This window comes from Lacinutrix iliipiscaria, assembly GCF_042686125.1.
Classification (GTDB): domain Bacteria; phylum Bacteroidota; class Bacteroidia; order Flavobacteriales; family Flavobacteriaceae; genus Oceanihabitans; species Oceanihabitans iliipiscarium.
Window position 1 is genome coordinate 1 of the sequence record NZ_JBHUOV010000001.1, and the last position, 15766, is coordinate 15766.

Consider the following 15766-nt stretch of genomic DNA (forward strand, 5'->3'; position numbering starts at 1 on the left):
AACACTGAAGATAAAATTACAATCTATGTGTTTGATATGAATAACAAGCTCGTTCACCAAACTGAATTCGGTGCTGAAGATAAATACAACTTCGGTCAAGACTTAGAAGGTGGTGTATACATTGTTAAAGTCGTTCAAGGGAAAGACATGAAACATGTTAGACTTGTGAAATACTAATAAGTAATTATAAACCTTTTAAAAGAAAAACCCTTCAGGAAACTGAAGGGTTTTTTTATGGGTTTAGTTTACATTATATAGCTTAAAATTAAAAAAGCCTCACATTTCTGTGAAGCTTTATTTAGTAGCGGGAACTGGACTCGAACCAGTGACCTTCGGGTTATGAGCCCGACGAGCTACCTACTGCTCTATCCCGCGATTTAATTTCCAAATAATTTTCTTAGCTTTTAACTCTCGGTTCATAATGCCGACTCAATCATTTAGGACTGCAAATATACAACGCTTTTTATATATTACAAGGATTATATTATAAAATTATTGCTCAATATTTTCAGATTGAAAACCAATAAGTTGTAAATTTTGAAATTCAGCTGTAATTTGGATGGGATGACAACAAATCTCACAATCTTCAATATAAGACTGTTTTGAGATGCTATTATCAAGCAACATAGAAATATTTTGCCAACAATAAGGACATTGAAAAAAGTGTTCTTTCATAGCATAAAAAAAGGCAAAATAATAAAATTTTGCCTTTGGAAGTTGAATAGCTATTAATCAATCTTCTTCTGCAGCTACCGAAGTCGCTGTATTAAACTCTAAATTCATTTTAATATCTTCTGGACTTCTATCAATAACACTTACAACATCTTGGTTTAGGTTATTACCACTTACCATTATTGTATTTAATTCTGACAGATAATTTAATTCATATGGTATATCACCAGTTAATGCGTTACTTGATAATACCAACTCTTTAAGATTTTTTAGTATTCCTAACTCTGAAGGAATATGACCTTCTAGATTATTATCCATTAACATTAGCTTTTCTAATTGTGCTAAATTAGAAATTTGATTTGGGATTTCTCCAGATAAAAAGTTACTACCAAGTACCAACTCCTTTAAATTTGTTAAATCACCAATAGATGCTGGAATCTCTCCAGTAAAAGAATTACTAAATAACTCTAAAACTTCTAAATTAACTAATTGACCTATCTCATTTGGGATATGACCTTCAAATCCATTCATAAATAATTGAACCGTATTTAATTCTTTCAAATTGAAAAAAGTTAAAGGCAAATTCCCTTTAAGCTTATTAAAACCTAAGTTTATTTTTTGAAGGTGTATTAAATTTCCTATTTCTTGAGGTAAATTCCCTTGAAGATTATTCATGTGTAGATTTAACTCTACAACTTTATTGTCTTTAACAGTTACACCATACCAAGATTCAACAGGAGTAATTAAATTCCATGTTGTATTCCATTGTTCACCTTGTGTAGAATCATAAAGCGCTAATAGGGCTTCTTTTTCTGCTTGAGAAACAGTTGCGCTAACTATATTACTTATAAAAAAACAAAGAAATGTAAGTTTTAAATATTTCATAATTGAATCGATTTGGGATTAATTCATTACGAAACTAAGAGATATCTAGACAATAAACAAATTTATTCGATGAAATGCATGGCTACAAAAATATGGAATGAAATTTAAAATGCCGTATTTAACAATTCTCCACTTAATTGTAAAACTAATAATTCGGAAAGTTTTGCTTCATATTTGGCTTGATTTCTACTCAATTCAGCATTCAAAAGATTGAGTTGAGCTTGCCTAAATTCTATAGAATTTACTTGTCCTATCTTAAACTGTTCTTGCGAGCGGTCAAAATTGTTTTTAGCTGTTTTAATATTATCTTCCTGAATATGATATATAGTAAGTTTATTTTGATAATCATCCCAAGCATTATTGAAATCTCGCTCTATAGATAAAAGAATTTGCTCTTTTTGAAGTTGCTGATTTTCTAAGTTTATTTGTGCGTTTTTCACACGTGTTAAGGTGCTTCCTCCATCAAAAATATTCCAGCTTAAATTAAGCCCTGCAGACAAACCTGTATTGGTAGAAATGGCAACAAAAGATGCTGCATTATTATTATTTTTATTCCATCCGTAAGTTCCTGTTAAGCCTAAAGTTGGCAAATATGCAGACTTTCCAGACTTGACGTCTAACTGACTAATTTGAATAGATTTATCAACCTGTAATAAAGCTACATTTCTAGATTTAGCATTCTGTAATAATTCTTCTTTATTTAAATTCAAAAGGAAATTTAACTCGGTTTTGACGTTAAAATCTTCGGTTAAGGTCGTTCCCATAACCAAATTCAAATCTCTTTTAGTATTCTTTAATTGCTGCTTAGAAGTCATTAAATTAATACTATCATTATTAATATCGACTTCAGCATTTAATACTGCAAGTTTTGTGTTTTGCCCATATTCAAATTGATATTCCGAGCGTAACAAACGGTCTTTAGAAATGGACAAGGTTTGCTCAAAAGTTGCTACATTTTCAGATAACTGAGCCACATTATAATACACGGAAAATAATTGTATAATTGTATTCTCTATGGTCTCACGTGCTTGTAATTCTGACAATTGGTATTCCTCTTTCAAACGCTTATAATTATAGCGTCTACCTAAACCATCAAACAAAGTATAATTTAAACTTAATGATGCATTATAGCGTGAGCTTTCTGCGCCATTTAAATTGGTTACACGACCATCAGAGAACTCAGATTCATTATTATCTAAATTATATGTCGTTCCTGCATTTCCTGTTAATGTAGGCAAATAACCAGAGTTATAAATACTCGTATTATTTTCTGAAACTTCAAGGTTTTTGTTAGCGATTTTAATGCCATAGTTATTATCTAGAGTCTGTTTTACAGCATCATCTGGAGACAATAATTGTTGCGAATACCCATGGTTTAACCCAATAAAAAAGCAAAATAACAGTGTTATTCTAATGTTCATTTTCTTCATTTTGTTCTTTAATAGCGCGTTCAACTTCTTCTTTAGTTACATTCTCTCCAGTATATAACCATTTAGCATTTTTCTTAATATTATTACTAAAAGATAAAAATAATGGTAACACTAAAAGTGTTAAAATAGTAGCGTAAGCAATTCCAAAAGAAATAGAAATTGCCATAGGTTTTAAAAATTGAGCTTGTCTACTTTTTTCTAATAATAAAGGTGCTAAACCTGCAACTGTAGTTAAAGAAGTTAAAAATATAGCTCTAAAACGAGATTTTCCAGCTTCAAGGAGTGCTTCATCAAACTTTAAGCCCTCCCTTAAATTAGAGTTAAATTTACCTATAAGTACTAGTCCATCATTGACCATAATACCAATTAAGGCAATAATCCCTAAAAGGGATAAAATATTTACTGAAAACCCAAAGAGCCAGTGTCCCCAAGCTACTGCGGTAAGACTAAAAGGGACAAGTAATATTAGTAAGATAGGCTGGCTATAGCTTCTAAACGTAAAAGCTATAACAATGTAAATGAGTAATAAAATAGGTATTCCCGCTTTCGCTAACGAACTCATTAATTTATCTTTTTCTCTGTTTTGTCCTTCAAAGGATGCTGAAATGGTTGGGTATTTTGATTTTAGTTCCACCATCGTCACATTTTTTATATCAGCTATAATATCTGTGGTGCTTGTACTTGGATCTTTTAAATCTGCAGAGACTTGAATTTCACGTTGTCCTTCTAAATGATTTATAGCCACATCACCTCTTTCAATAGTATATGTTGCTATATCTTTTAGTGTTACACGTTCACCTGTTGGTGTCACAATACGCATCTCATCTAAATCATTAATAGACGCTCTATTGCTTCTGTCATAACGTACCCAAACTCGAATTTCATCTTGTCCGCGTTGAAATCGTTGTGCTTGAGCTCCAAAAAAGCCCGAACGCACTTGACTCATAACTGTGCTTAAATCTAGTCCTAGCAAGTAAGCACTTTCTTTAAGTTCTAAACGAATTTCTTTTATACCAGCGGGATCATTGTCTTCAACATCTTTTAATAGAGGATTAGATTCTAAAACTTGTTTTAATTCTATTTTAGCCGCTTTTAATTCGTCTATATTATTCCCTAAAAGAGATACTGAAACTGGACTTCCTCCAAAGTTTCCTCCAGAACCAAAAATTAAACGCTCCGTTCCAATAACTGGACCAACCAATTCTCTTAATCTGTTGGCGACTAAAGATGATTTAATTTCATCTGGTCGCTCTTCTCCGGGAAGCATATTTATTTGTAGGCTAGCGCTAGAACTACTATTTAGAGTTAAAATCGTATTTTCAAATAATTCTTTACCTGTGCCTTTAAGGTATTGATCTGTAAACTCTTTATTAACAATAAATGATTTTTTTTCTATCATAGAAATAATAGAATCAGTCACTTTTTCATTTGTTCCATTAGGCATATTAAGCTCAATTGACACACGATCACTAGCAATAGATGGAAACATGGTCACTCCTATTATACCTCCACCTATAGCGCCAAAGGTTAAGATTAATAAACCTACAAAAATACCTAGAGCAAGTAACTTAAAGTTTAGCACAAAAGTAATTGTTGGAGAATAGATCTTATCTCTCAAGAAATTCATAAAGTTATCTCCAGCTTTATTAATGACTCTCATTTTAGAGAAGAATTGTTTTATTTTTGAAGGGTTCTCCTCTTCTTTTTGCTGTCTTAATGCTTTAGAATGAGCTAAATGTGCTGGAAGTATAATAAGTGCTTCAACTAGTGAAACAACTAAAGTAAGTATCACAATGACTGAAACTTCACCAAAAAACTCTCCAATTCTACTGTCAAGAAACAGGAAAAGTGAAAAAGCTAAAAGCGTCGTAATAATCGCAGAAACTACTGGTGGAATAACTTCCATTGTACCATCTATAGCAGCCTCAATTGGTGTTTTTCCCTTTTCGTAATGTTGATAAATATTTTCGGCAATTACAATACCATCATCTACCAAAATACCAATAACTATAATCATTCCGAAGAGTGACAGCACATTAATAGTAACATCAAATTGTCCTGCGAAAATGAACATTCCTAAAAACGAAATAGGCAATCCAAAAGCCACCCAAAAGGCTAAACGTGTATTTAGGAATATAGACAAGAAGATTAATACCAAAATCATTCCTATAATGGCATTCTCTGTTAATAGTTCTGTACGTTGATTTAACGTTTTAGATAAATCACGCACAACATCTAAGCGCACATTATTATGGGTTTGATTATACGTTTCAATATATTCTTTTACCTTGTCTGCTGAAGTAATTAAATCTTCGGTATTCGTACTCGTTACAGTTATATTAACAGCTAATTGTTCGTTAAAATAAGTCGCATTAGGTGTTTCAGAAAATCGATCGCGAATAATGGCAACATCTTTTAATCTTACCGTTTTTCCATCGTTAGAAGCTCTTACTATAATATTAGATAGTTCATCTCCGTAATACGAACGGTTGTTGGCTCTAATAAGATATTCTTCTGCAACGGTTTTTATGGTGCCTCCTGTAACTAGAATATTTGAGTTGCTAACCGCTTGTGCTACTTCATTAAAAGTTAAATTGTAGGCTAATAAATTAGCTTCATTTACAGCAATTTCAATTTCTTCTTCTGGATAGCCAGTAACTTCAATTTGAGAAATGCCATCAATCCGTCTTAAATCGTTTTCTACATCTCTGCCAATTTGTTTTAATGTTGATAACGGAATGTTTTCTCCACTTAAAGCAAATGAAATGGTCTGTCTAACTTCTTCATTTTTAGCAACAATTAAAGGCTCCATACCTGTTGGGAAAGAAGGTACACGATCTACGGCATTTTTAACTTCAAGTAACATGAAGTCAATATTTTCGCCCTTTTCTATCTCAACAGTAATAACACCACTATTCTCTCTAGACACAGAAGTAACGCGATCAATTCCTCTTAATCCTTTGAGGTTGTCTTCAATTTGAAGTACAATACCTTCTTCAATTTCTTGAGGTGATGCTCCTGGATAGGTAATACTTACATTTATTATTTTAGAATCTACTAATGGAAAGAAAGAAGATTTTAATGATTTTACACCTATAATACCAAAAGCAAAAAAAGCTAAAATAAAGACATTTACTGCGACATGATACTTAATAAAATATGCGATAAGCTTTCTCATGTTTATTACTCGTTTTTAGTATTGCTTTTATCTTCAAAAGGTTTAACTAACATGCCTGCGTAAGCACCTGGAACCGATTTTTTAAGAATAATCGTTCCGTTAGGCACATTTTTCAAAACCACTTTCGTATCAGAAAAATAAACGGGTTTTACATCTATAACATCTAATAAACTATCTCTAACCACAAATATTTGTTGGCTTTCTAATAATAGGTTTCTATCAATTTCAATTGCATCATTTTCTTCTTTTGCATTTAAGTTAGCCTCTAAGTACATGCCTTCTTTTAAGTTTTCATGTTTGACTTCAATATAGGCCGTAATGGTTTGTGTTGTAGCATCAATACTTCCATTTACACGGGACACTTTACCTTGATAGGTTTCGGTTTTATCTAAATTATTTAGTAATACGTCCTCGCCTACTTTAAGTAAATTAGCATAGGTTTTACTTATTGCCACTTCCATTTCATAAACAGAAGGATCTATAAACTCTCCTAATTTTTGTCCGCTTCTAATTAAAGAGCCTTCAGTAACTAAAGCTTCTGTTAAGATTCCTGAAAAAGGCGCAGCTATAGTATATTTAGCTAAGCGTTGCTCTAAATTTTTTACACTATAATAATTTGAGACAATGCTTCTTCCTGTAATGAAATAATTCTCCTTTTCTGAAGTCATTTCAGGTAACTTTGGTGTGGTTTTGTTTAGATCAAAACTATTGAGATAATTTTGCCATTTGTTAAAAACATCGGGGAAATCTAACCGTAAATCTGGCATTATGGCTGCAATTGAATTATAAAGATTACTTTTTGCAGACTGTACATTTGCATAATATTCTGAAGCATCTATTCTAATTATAGCTTGTCCTGAACTATAGGTTTGTCCTGGTTTAAATAATGTTCTACCAGATCTGAATACACCTTGTACTTCAGCATAAAGCTCTACACGACGTTTAGCTTCAAGACTTCCATTAGCAGCAATAACTATTGGTATTTTGGTGTTTTTTACTGTATCTGTAAAAACGGTTTTTATAACTTTAGCCAAAACAGGTTTTGGTTTATTTTTATCTGCAATAAGTTTTTTGGCATATAAAAAAGTCGCTATTATTAGCAAAATGCCAATAATTGAAAGTATTATTTTTCGCATTGGAGTAGTTTTGATATAAGACTACAAAATTAGGCTTTAGTTTAGCCCACGAACGTTAAAAAAAACTTAAAAAAATTAACTGTAATCTTCGAGCTTTAAAGTAATATCTTCCCACTCTTGCATAAGTTGAGAAAGCTTGTCTTTCTTTGCTTGATAAGTATCAAAAAAATGGGGCTGTGAAGCTACTTCGTCATAATTAACAGCTAACTCAACATCGATCTCTTTGATTTCTTTTTCTAACTGATTGATTTTAGATTCAGTATTACTCAATCGATTATTTAAAGACTTTATCTTTTTTTGCTCCTCGTAAGATTGTGTTTTCTTCTCTTTTGGAGTCGATTTAATGACTGTACGTTTTTCTACTTCTCGTAAGTTTTCTACATTACGTTGCTCTAAGTAATAGTCTATATCACCTAAATATTGCTTAACCTTTTCATCTTTAAACTCATAGATTGTCGCTGTTAAACCTTGAAGAAAATCCCTATCGTGAGAGACTAAAATTAGTGTACCTTCAAAACGCATTAAAGCATCTTTTAATACTTTTTTCGATTTAATATCTAGATGGTTAGTAGGCTCATCCATGATGAGAACATTAAACGGTTGAAGCATTAGTTTTGCTAAAGCTAAACGATTTCGTTCGCCTCCAGAAAGCACTCTTACAAATTTTTCTACTTCATCTCCACGAAACAAAAATGACCCTAAAATATCTCTAACTTTACTTCTATTGGTTTCATTTGCAGCATCAATCATGGTATCTAAAACGGTTTTACTTCCATCTAAATACTCGGCTTGATTTTGTGCGAAATACCCAATTTGAACATTATGACCCAACTTTAAATGTCCATCGTGTTTAATATCGCCAACCAAAATTTTAGCAAGTGTCGATTTTCCTTGTCCATTTTGACCAACAAATGCGGTTTTTGCGTCACGCTCAATCATTAAACTAACATTAGACAGCACTTGATTTTCATCATAATTTTTTGATATATTTTCTGCTTCAATGACAACTTTTCCTGGTGTAACCGACACTGGAAAATTAAGTGTCATCACACTATTGTCATCTTCATCAACTTCAATACGATCAATCTTATCAAGTTTTTTAATTAGCGATTGCGCCATCGTTGCCTTACTGGCTTTTGCACGAAATTTTTCGATAAGTCTTTCGGTTTGCTCGATTTGCTTTTGCTGATTTTTTTGAGACGCCAATTGCTGACCTCTTATTTCTTCTCTTAAAACTAAATATTTAGAATACGGTTTTGGGTAGTCATAGATTCTACCTAAAGAAATTTCAATAGTTCTATTCGTAACATTATCTAAAAACATTTTATCATGCGATACAATTACGACAGCACCTACATAATTGTTCAAAAAGCTTTCTAGCCAAATAATAGATTCTATATCTAAATGATTGGTAGGCTCATCTAAAAGTAACAAATCATTATTCTGTAGCAATAGTTTTGCTAGCTCTATACGCATTCGCCATCCTCCAGAAAAGGTGTCTGTAAGTTTATCAAAATCTTCACGTTTAAATCCTAAGCCTTGTAATATTTTCTCTGTATCGCCTTGGTAGTTATAACCTCCAATAATTTCGTATTGATGTTGCAAATCATTTACATCTACCATGAGTTGATGATATGCATCACTTTCGTAATCTTCACGCTCTGCTAGCTGATTATTAATATGTTCTAACTGAGCTTCAACCGCTTTAATCTCTGTAAATGCTTCATAAGATTCTTCAAGTACAGTTCTTCCAAACGTAAAATCAATATCTTGTTTTAAAAACCCAATTTTTAAATCTTTATCTGAAGCAATCTGTCCAGAATCCTGCTCTAATTCTTTAGATAATATTTTGAGCATCGTCGATTTCCCTGCTCCATTTTTACCAATTAATCCAACACGATCGCCTTGATTTAATTTAAAGGTAATTTCTTCAAACAAATATTCGCCTTGAAAAGCTATAGATAAATTGTGAATATTAATCATAGATTGGTAACTTTTGTTACTTAGTTTTAATAATTAAGTCCTAATTTTGTGATATCAATTAGTTTGCAAAAGTACATTAAATTATATGTTTAAAAAAGGCTCAAAATTATATAGTATTCTAACAGGTTCTTGCCCTAAATGCCATCAAGAGTCTATGTATAGTAATAAAAACCCTTATCATCTTTCCGAAGTTTTACATATTAACGAGCACTGTTCACACTGTAAAACCAAATACAGAATAGAACCTTCTTTCTTTTATGGTGCGATGTACGTGAGTTATGCCGTTGGAATTGCATTTGCTGTCGCAGCTTTTGTGATTAGTTATTTTGTTTTTAATGCTTCTGTACATTATGTCTTCATTTCAATTATTGGCACATTAATTATTTTTGCGCCAATAATTATGCGACTATCAAGAAATATTTGGATTAATCTGTTTATGCACTTTGATAAAAATTTGGTTAATAAATAAGTTTTTGGGCGTTTACTACTGCGTAGTACCGCGCTTTTCGTTTAAATCTTTTTATGCCTAATCTTTACCAAAATATTATAAATAGAGTTCAAGCATAAAAAGGATAACACTACAATCGCTAACGCGAAGCCTTACGAAACCGACTAATATCTACCTCTTCGTCTAGAGCCAAACCATGTTCTATAAAACGGTATAATTGTTTTGCGACATAAGGAGCAATCATAACACCACGAGTTCCTAAACCGTTTAAGACATGTATATTAAAATGTACACTATGGCTTCCAACTAACGGTCTTCTATCAATAACTGTTGGTCGTATTCCAGCAACATGATTAACGACTTTAAAATCACACTTTAAAAAGGTTTTAAGCTTGTTTAAGAGTTCTTCTTTAGCCTGAGATGTAATGGCGTTGCTTTTATCTTTCCAGTCGTAAGTTGCGCCTACACGATATAAATCATGACCTAAAGGAATTAAAAACACACTCGACTTTAAAATAAAATTCATTTTTAAATCAGGTGCATGAATGGTTAATAGTTCGCCTTTAGCTTCATTGAGTGGCAAATCTTTAAAAAAAACATTTTTTTTAAGTCCGAACCCTTCTGCAAAAACAATATGATTTGCTGTTATGTTTTTATACTGCAATTGAGTTTCAGATTTTAACAAATTATATTCAAAGGCTTCTTCGATTAAGGCCTTTGTTTCCTTTAGCTGATTTTTATAGGCTGATATTAATGTTGCTGTATCAATTCTTCCTGTATGAAGAACCTTTCCAAAACCAAAAGAAGCTTCAATAAAAGTGTTATTATTTTTTATAATACTGGGAGAAAGATGCTTTGAAAGCGTAGGATGATCTGAAGCTATTAACCAATTATTTTGTTCTTCAATAGACGTAAAACGTCTTAATACAGGGATTTTATAATCTAATTTTACTTGTAAATCACGTTCTAAAGCCTGATACATTGGTAATGCTAACTGCAGTTGCTCGTCGCTCTTCCAAACTGAAGTAAAACGTTTTAAAACCACAGGATTATACAAACCACCTGCTACGATAGATGATTGTTGAGATTGGTCATCAAAAACCATAAACGTTTTATGATGAGCTTTTAACTGTTCACAAAAATGAATTCCTGCTAAGCCACAGCCAACAATAATATAATCGACGTTCATAACTGCGAAGATAAAATAAATGGAAATAAAAAACGCTCACTAAAAGTGAGCGTTTTTAAATATTTTAAAAATAGTCTTAGTAAGACCACATATCTAATTCAAAGTTTCTAATTTTCTCTTTGATTCTATCCGATTCTAGGAGTTGCATTAAAGCGTTATCGTTAACGTACTCGTCGACTCTTCTATCGCCATAAACATTTTCTTCTTTATATACATAACCGTTAAAACGTCTTGCGTTTAAGATATGATCAAATGAAAATGGCATTGCACTGTTTTTGTTATTAAATGCTTTTGCTTCATGTAAAATATCTCTTACATCTGGAAAAAACACCCAATATAAAGGGTTTGGTTCTTTATTAGCTTCGTCATCGCTATCAATAAAGTTAACATCTGGTGCTGCAGGAGCAATACCAAGTAATCTATATTTTAACTCACCTTGACGTTTATCAAAATACCATAAACCTTTAATTAAATAAGCACTTACATCATAAGAGGCAATTTCTCTAGTTGTAATATATTCAGCATCAACAAATCCATCAGCATTTAATTGGTCATACCCAATATCTAAAGTATCTACTTTTCTAGTAATATCATCTAAATCTTTAAGACTACGTTTAGCAGTAAAATAAGAATCGTCATAAACGTTTTCTACTGCACCTGTTTTTATAGCTTTCGTTAAGACATCATATAAAGAACGTCTATTACTTCCTATATTATTAGTATCTACTGGATAATATAACGGAAAGTTCACACGCTCATCTAAAACCACTTTTTCCCAAGTCATTTTAGAGTACATAATATCTCTATCATCAACGTAACCATATTCTAAAGGTTTATCGTTGTCGATTGCTTTTTGAGCTTCAGTTCTAACACCTATTTCCTGAGGGCTTTTCGCATTCAAGATATTGGCTTGTGAAAACCCTGAAGTTGTTAAAACAACACTTAAAATGGTTAATAAAAAAGATTTATAATTCATCTTACACTTATTTAGGTTAATAATACTATAAAGTTGGTTTAGTTAGATAACTCTATAATAATTGGTGAGGCTGGCTTAATTCTTGGTCCAGAACTTTTAGATTTGATATCAAAAATTTGAACATCAGAACCACGCTTTGCTTTACGTAAAGCTGATTTTGCTTGAGAATTAAGTCTATTACCTGAACATGTTACACTTGGTGCACCAGGCACTTTAAATTTAAATGATGTTACCGTTAATGGTAAATCAAAATCAAAGTCTTCTAAAACAGCTTCTACTCTACCAATTTCAACATTGTTTCTTGGTAAACTAAATTGACCTGTTTTACCAGCCATTTGACCTGAAGGTTTAGGAATATCTTTAATTCTAAATGTCTTTTTATCTGATGCAGGTGAACCATCATCTAATTTAGCAGTTACATTAATAGTCACTTCTTTTCCTGTTGTTGGTACCATGATATATTTTCCTTGGCCTGATCCTTTTTTCAATCCAACAGCACTTGCTGTTACTTTATTATCAGGAACACCTGCGAAAGAAATCGTCATTGGGTTAGCAACACCACGATAAACAACATTCATTTTATCTGCAGAAATAGTTGCAGAATTTGGTCTTGGTACAACCACATAGTTTCCTACAATTGGAATCTCAAGAGGCTTACCATCTTCTAAGAATGTAAAGGTACCTTCAATTTGTTGTTCACCAACATTTCCAACATTGAAATCTAATTTGGCAGCTCCTAAAGAGTCAATAGCTTCAGTTAAATCAATTTCTTGTCCTTGAACAGTTAATTTAGTTGGCGTCACATTAGCGTATTTACCTAACACTACTTTTCCTTGGAATTTTTCACCAGCAAAGAATGCTGATTTATCAGCTAAAACTATAGCTTGGTACTTTTTAAGTGATACAGCTTCAGTTAAAGTATTTCCTAAAAATAAGTTGAACATATTTGCTTCGGTCACCTTAACATCATTCTGCATAGCAGTTAACTTGGTATACGATGCGATTGCTGGGAAGCCTTGGAAATGGTAATCTAACCAAGATTTTTTTGTTCCTTCATTGTTAGTAATTTCAGAAGTATCAAAAAGAGTATCAAAATTTTCGGTTGCTTTTTTATACTTTACATCAGTACCTAAAATATCTTTGATATCTTTTTTGTATTTAGCAATTGCTGCCATTACAGCGTCACCATCTTTAGTTAAGCGGTCACCTGTAAACCATTTTTCATCTAGGATGTCTGTTTTATCCATAGCTTCAAATGGTAATTTTCCTGTTTCTGGATCAATAGTATATTGACCTCCTTTTAATAAATCAACTTTTAGAGTTTCAATATATTTATAAAATTGGTCTGAAACGATACTTACTTGTTTAGCTTTTTGAGCTGGTAAAGCAAATTCCTCTGGTTTTTCTTCACCTTTTTGTTCTAAATCTGCTAATAATGCACCATTTCTTTCTGTAGTTGCTACATTAGAATTAGCGAATTTAGCTTCCATCAGTCCAAATGCTGATAACACTTCTTTTGACATATTCATAGCCATCATCGCGATGAATACTAAATACATCAAGTTAATCATTTTCTGCCTTGCAGATGCTTTTCCTCCTGCCATGTCTAATTAGTTTTAGGTTTAATTAATAAATATTAGATCTATGCCTAATTAGTTTTTGTTCATTGCAGATAACATTCCACCATATACTCCATTTAGAGATGATAAGTTAGATGCTAAAGATTGCATTTGTTCTTTTAGCTTAGTTGCGTTTTCAACAGCTTCTTCATTAATAGTAGCTTGTCTGTTAGCACTTTCCATTTGTACTTTATAAAGGCTGTTTAATGATTCCATTTGAGCAGCAGCTAAAGATAATTCTTCACTATACTTCTTTTGAGCTTGAATAGAATCTACTGTAGGAGAGATTCCTTTAGCAGCACCTTCAAAGTTTTTAATGCTAGCACCTAGACTTTGCATTAATTCACCATCAATCTTAGCTTCTTTTAATAAGTTATCTAATTTTTTAGAAAGTAAACCTTCTGCATCTTTAGGCTCTTCTTTCTTCTTTTTGTTAGTAGATGCACCTCCAGCTAATTCTGGATATACTAAAGACCAATCGATATCTCCAGCTTGCTTTTCAAAAGCTGAATATGTAAATACAAGCGCTTCTACAATCATACCAATAGTTAAAATTTCTGATCCATAAGGCCAGTGTTGTATTTTGAAAAGAGCTCCTACAATTACAATTGCTGCTCCTAATCCGTAGATCATATTAGTTACTGTGATTTTACCTTTCTGTGCCATAATTTTAGTTTTAGTTTTTAGTAAGTATAATACTTAAGTTGATTAATATATTTGTTTTGTTTGATTTTAATTATTTGCGTTTGCAGTTACATCTGTTCCCATATAATCTTGAACAGTTCTAAATCCAATATAACTTCTAGCTGAATCTGCGTATTCATAATCTCTAGAACTCACTTGTAAATAGTAAGCAACATCTTTCCATGAACCACCTCTAACAACTTTACGTTGGTTATTGACATCATTAACACTTGGATTAATTGTTGAAACATATTCATAAGAAGAAGGATCATAAGATGCCATTACCCATTCTGAAACATTTCCAGCCATATTATATAAGTTATAATCGTTTGGCTCATAAGACTTTGCTTCAACCGTATATAGTGCTTGATCGGCTGCGTAATCTCCTCTTAAAGGTTTAAAGTTAGCCATAAAACATCCTCTATCATTTTTAGGATAAGGTCCTCCCCAAGGGAAAGTTGCTCCTTGTAAACCACCTCTTGCTGCATATTCCCATTCCGCTTCTGATGGCAATCTATATTCATTTACAAAATGCTTTTTCTTTTCTTTTCTATAAGCATTGTGATATAAAGTTCTCCACTCACAAAAAGCTTTTGCTTGTTTCCAAGACACACCTACTACAGGATATTCTCCATAAGCATCGTGCCAGAAATAATCATTATGCATCGGCTCATTATATGAATAAGCAAAATCTCTAATCCATGCTGTTGTATCTGGATAAATTTCTACAGATTCTGTAATAATGAATTCTGATCTCTTTTTACCTTTATTTGATGCTTTAGCTGCTTTTTCAATATCCATATAAGAAAATTGAAACTTGAACTTAGATACATCCCAAGTACGTTGCCCATTATAAGACTCCTCTATCGGTAAATACATAGTATCCATAACCTCAACATAGTATTCGTCTGGATAATCATTAGTATCAAATAATAATTCAACATCATGGTTTAACTTTCTACCTTCGTAACCCGTTTCACCCATTCCACTGTAATTATCATACATGTATTGTTCGTAAGCATTCATATTCTCAGGATCTGCATCTTTAAATGCATAATCACCAATACCTCCATCACCTGGAGTTGCTCCAACCTCATCTGCTAATATTGCAAGCTTAGTTCTTATGGTTGAATCTCTGACCCACTCCACAAATTGGCGATACTCGCTATTAGTAATTTCTGTTGCATCCATATAAAACGATCTTACTGTAACCGTTTTAGTTGGTGCATCTTGAATACCAGCTAAATCATCATCTGACTTACCCATAATAAATGCGCCACCAGGTATTAATTCCATACCATAAGGCTTCTCTGGGTGCCACTTTTTTCCTTTAACACCAACGAGTTGACCTCTGTCACCAGATCCACAACTTGCTAGGAATGTTAAAACTACCGTTAATAATAAAAACTTCTTCATATTTATAGAAAACTCGAGGTTAATTACTTTATGCTCAAAATTTAAGAGCGTAAACATATTTATATATTTATTAAAAAACAACTTTTTTAGTAAAAAAATTTACATTTCGTCGTAAAAATAAAACATTTTACCGATGAAAAAAGCATGTAT

Annotated in this window: 13 protein-coding genes and 1 tRNA gene; 2 read left to right on the forward strand and 12 right to left on the reverse strand. The window is 32.2% G+C overall.

Going from position 1 to position 15766, the window contains the following annotated elements:
• Positions 1–15: 15 nt before the first annotated feature.
• Entirely contained in the window at positions 16–177 is a 162-nt protein-coding gene (locus ACFS5M_RS00005; protein ID WP_379898330.1) for a T9SS type A sorting domain-containing protein, read from the forward strand.
• Between the two features lie 125 nt (positions 178–302).
• Here the strand turns inward: ACFS5M_RS00005 and ACFS5M_RS00010 are convergent.
• The 7 genes from ACFS5M_RS00010 to ACFS5M_RS00040 form a co-directional block, all read right to left on the reverse strand.
• A tRNA-Met gene (locus ACFS5M_RS00010) sits at positions 303–375 on the reverse strand.
• A gap of 117 nt (positions 376–492) precedes the next feature.
• Positions 493–675, reverse strand: coding sequence for a CPXCG motif-containing cysteine-rich protein (locus ACFS5M_RS00015; protein WP_183483978.1), 183 nt, complete (start codon positions 673–675; stop codon positions 493–495).
• A 57-nt stretch (positions 676–732) separates the two neighbouring features.
• On the reverse strand, positions 733–1557 hold the full coding sequence (locus ACFS5M_RS00020; RefSeq protein ID WP_183483981.1) for a leucine-rich repeat domain-containing protein: 825 nt from the start codon (positions 1555–1557) through the stop codon (positions 733–735).
• Positions 1558–1661: 104 nt separating this feature from the next.
• A complete protein-coding gene (locus ACFS5M_RS00025; RefSeq protein WP_379897546.1) occupies positions 1662–2978 on the reverse strand; it encodes a TolC family protein in 1317 nt (438 codons plus the stop codon).
• Entirely contained in the window at positions 2968–6165 is a 3198-nt protein-coding gene (locus ACFS5M_RS00030) for an efflux RND transporter permease subunit (RefSeq protein ID WP_183483987.1), read from the reverse strand. The genes ACFS5M_RS00025 and ACFS5M_RS00030 overlap by 11 nt, the downstream gene beginning before the upstream one ends.
• A gap of 5 nt (positions 6166–6170) precedes the next feature.
• Positions 6171–7301, reverse strand: coding sequence for an efflux RND transporter periplasmic adaptor subunit (locus ACFS5M_RS00035; RefSeq protein ID WP_183483991.1), 1131 nt, complete (start codon positions 7299–7301; stop codon positions 6171–6173).
• A 75-nt stretch (positions 7302–7376) separates the two neighbouring features.
• Complete coding sequence (locus tag ACFS5M_RS00040) at positions 7377–9284, reverse strand: ABC-F family ATP-binding cassette domain-containing protein (protein WP_183483994.1); 1908 nt, start codon at positions 9282–9284, stop codon at positions 7377–7379.
• A gap of 85 nt (positions 9285–9369) precedes the next feature.
• Here ACFS5M_RS00040 and ACFS5M_RS00045 point away from each other — a divergent pair, with 85 nt between their 5' ends.
• A complete protein-coding gene (locus ACFS5M_RS00045; RefSeq protein ID WP_183483997.1) occupies positions 9370–9753 on the forward strand; it encodes a DUF983 domain-containing protein in 384 nt (127 codons plus the stop codon).
• A gap of 118 nt (positions 9754–9871) precedes the next feature.
• On the opposite strand, the gene ACFS5M_RS00050 is transcribed toward ACFS5M_RS00045, so the two are convergent.
• The 5 genes from ACFS5M_RS00050 to porK all read right to left on the reverse strand — a co-directional run bounded on the left by ACFS5M_RS00050 (position 9872) and on the right by porK (position 15616).
• The gene (locus ACFS5M_RS00050; protein ID WP_183484000.1) at positions 9872–10921 is read right to left on the reverse strand and encodes an NAD(P)/FAD-dependent oxidoreductase; all 1050 of its coding nucleotides are present in this window, start codon (positions 10919–10921) and stop codon (positions 9872–9874) included.
• A 76-nt stretch (positions 10922–10997) separates the two neighbouring features.
• Complete coding sequence (gene porN / locus ACFS5M_RS00055) at positions 10998–11897, reverse strand: type IX secretion system ring subunit PorN/GldN (RefSeq protein ID WP_183484003.1); 900 nt, start codon at positions 11895–11897, stop codon at positions 10998–11000.
• 38 nt (positions 11898–11935) lie between these two features.
• On the reverse strand, positions 11936–13501 hold the full coding sequence (gene porM, locus ACFS5M_RS00060; protein ID WP_183484007.1) for a type IX secretion system motor protein PorM/GldM: 1566 nt from the start codon (positions 13499–13501) through the stop codon (positions 11936–11938).
• Positions 13502–13549: 48 nt separating this feature from the next.
• Entirely contained in the window at positions 13550–14182 is a 633-nt protein-coding gene (porL, locus tag ACFS5M_RS00065) for a type IX secretion system motor protein PorL/GldL (RefSeq protein ID WP_183484010.1), read from the reverse strand.
• 66 nt (positions 14183–14248) lie between these two features.
• A complete protein-coding gene (porK, locus tag ACFS5M_RS00070) occupies positions 14249–15616 on the reverse strand; it encodes a T9SS ring complex lipoprotein PorK/GldK (RefSeq protein WP_183484015.1) in 1368 nt (455 codons plus the stop codon).
• Positions 15617–15766: the final 150 nt, after the last annotated feature.

What these genes read in the sequence shown, in the direction of transcription:
- porM (WP_183484007.1), bottom strand. Translation starts at nt 13,501, where the DNA reads ATGGCAGGAGGAAAAGCATCTGCAAGGCAGAAAATGATTAACTTGATG.
- porK (WP_183484015.1), bottom strand. Translation starts at nt 15,616, where the DNA reads ATGAAGAAGTTTTTATTATTAACGGTAGTTTTAACATTCCTAGCAAGT.
- ACFS5M_RS00045 (WP_183483997.1), top strand. Translation starts at nt 9,370, where the DNA reads ATGTTTAAAAAAGGCTCAAAATTATATAGTATTCTAACAGGTTCTTGC.
- ACFS5M_RS00035 (WP_183483991.1), bottom strand. Translation starts at nt 7,301, where the DNA reads ATGCGAAAAATAATACTTTCAATTATTGGCATTTTGCTAATAATAGCG.
- ACFS5M_RS00040 (WP_183483994.1), bottom strand. Translation starts at nt 9,284, where the DNA reads ATGATTAATATTCACAATTTATCTATAGCTTTTCAAGGCGAATATTTG.
- ACFS5M_RS00050 (WP_183484000.1), bottom strand. Translation starts at nt 10,921, where the DNA reads ATGAACGTCGATTATATTATTGTTGGCTGTGGCTTAGCAGGAATTCAT.
- ACFS5M_RS00025 (WP_379897546.1), bottom strand. Translation starts at nt 2,978, where the DNA reads ATGAACATTAGAATAACACTGTTATTTTGCTTTTTTATTGGGTTAAAC.
- porL (WP_183484010.1), bottom strand. Translation starts at nt 14,182, where the DNA reads ATGGCACAGAAAGGTAAAATCACAGTAACTAATATGATCTACGGATTA.
- ACFS5M_RS00030 (WP_183483987.1), bottom strand. Translation starts at nt 6,165, where the DNA reads ATGAGAAAGCTTATCGCATATTTTATTAAGTATCATGTCGCAGTAAAT.
- porN (WP_183484003.1), bottom strand. Translation starts at nt 11,897, where the DNA reads ATGAATTATAAATCTTTTTTATTAACCATTTTAAGTGTTGTTTTAACA.
- ACFS5M_RS00020 (WP_183483981.1), bottom strand. Translation starts at nt 1,557, where the DNA reads ATGAAATATTTAAAACTTACATTTCTTTGTTTTTTTATAAGTAATATA.
- ACFS5M_RS00015 (WP_183483978.1), bottom strand. Translation starts at nt 675, where the DNA reads ATGAAAGAACACTTTTTTCAATGTCCTTATTGTTGGCAAAATATTTCT.